Below are 1,607 nucleotides of genomic sequence, written 5' to 3' on the forward strand. Positions count from 1 at the left end.
GAGGGGGATTGACATGGAACATACACCTACGATCCGCTCAAAGATAGAGACAGAATTGAAGCAAAGGGGCTATAGTTTTAGCAGCTTCAGTAAAATATCTGGAATTAACCGCGGCACATTCAGCGCCATGCTGAACAGCAACCCGCCCAAGCCGATCTCCGTTCGGCAGATGGACCTGATTACCAAGGCGTTGGGGTATCCTGACGGTTGGCTATATGAGTTGTACATAGATGAATGCTTTTACGAGGGAAAAGGACACTGGAAACGGATTAAGCCGTTTCTGTTGCGTTGTGTGGAATTAGGAAGACAGGACTTCATCCAAAAGGTATTGTCGAGACTGACAGAGGATTTGTCCTATGTGCCGACCATATTTGAACTTGCAGAGGAACTGCATAAAGCAGGCAAGGAAAAGGAGGCTGTTCCCTTTTACGAGTGTGTGGTAGAGAACGAAAGATATTATCACTCGGAACGGCTAGCGATCAGTCAATACAGATTGTTTTGTTACTCGCTTACCGAAGATTTAGAAAGCAGCTTACAGGCTGCTATTATTTTTAATTCGTTCCGCAAAAGTTTGCCAGAGAATTATCAGTTGGATGGATTATTAAAGTTAACTAATGTTTATTTCAACGCAAGTAATTGGGAGGCTGCAATAAAGTATGCGACAGAACTCCGTACACTGGCTATAAGTGTCTATCATCAACAGGTTTATAACCGTTCAAAAAACAGGCAACTAGATAGCTTCGATACTGAAAAGCCTCTAGTCGTATACTATGGTTTAGGGTATTTATTGCACGGAAATGCGTTGGAGAATCAAGGATTGTATGAAGAGGCTTTAAAATTCATTCCCTATTATGAAGATTTAACATGGTTTGAGGGTCTGGATGAAAATGGGCTGCAAGGGGTGAAAAGACTCCAATTATGGGCAAAGGCTAATCTTCTTAATTTAAAAGTTTTAATTAGAGAGGTCAGCAGTTTAGCATCTTATGTCGAGCTTTTACAGCACAATCCCCAAGAAATTTCTCATGGATTAATCACTATTATAGAGTCGGCAAATAAGTACAATTTCTCTTTAGAAAGTATTCTAGATGTTTTCTCTGAGGAAATTGGCGACTATAAGAAATTCGTTTCAAAATCTTCACACTATCAAATAAGCACTCTTTTATGGAATTATTCTCGCTTGTATTTGGAACTTGCGCGTTACTTTTTCAATATAGGCAGATATTCAGAAGCTATTGATAATATAATCAAAAGCCTCAGAGTATCTTCTCAATTAAATACGAAGAGTACATTCATTAAGGGAGTAACCTTGTTATTCGAAAAACTAACAGGCCATATTACGCATGAACAACTTGCAGAATATGAAAAAGTACTTGAAGAAGTGCGTTATGGTATGAAGCAAATGGTTCCCTAAACTAATATTTATCTTGTATCTGACCACACAGGGGGGATGAACATGGAACATACACCTACGATCCGCTCAAAGATAGAGACAGAATTGAAGCAAAGGGGCTATAGCTTTAGCGGTTTTAGTAAAATCTCCGGTATTAACCGCGGCACATTCAGCGCCATGCTGAACAGCAACCCGCCCAAGCCGATCTCCGTTCGGC

At 40.3% G+C, this 1,607-nt stretch carries 1 protein-coding gene and 1 pseudogene; both read left to right on the forward strand.

The window, feature by feature from the left end; genetic code table 11:
* The first annotated feature begins 13 nt into the window (after positions 1-13).
* On the forward strand, positions 14-1,411 hold the full coding sequence (locus C1I60_RS03355) for a helix-turn-helix domain-containing protein (RefSeq protein ID WP_137060486.1): 1,398 nt from the start codon (positions 14-16) through the stop codon (positions 1,409-1,411).
* Positions 1,412-1,453: 42 nt separating this feature from the next.
* Positions 1,454-1,607, forward strand: a pseudogene (locus C1I60_RS25145) (DNA-binding protein); the annotation flags it as partial.

Source organism: Paenibacillus terrae, assembly GCF_005217525.1.
GTDB classification, from domain to species: domain Bacteria; phylum Bacillota; class Bacilli; order Paenibacillales; family Paenibacillaceae; genus Paenibacillus; species Paenibacillus terrae_C.

Coding starts and splice junctions, on each gene's coding strand:
- C1I60_RS03355 (WP_137060486.1), top strand. CDS start 14: ATGGAACATACACCTACGATCCGCTCAAAGATAGAGACAGAATTGAAG.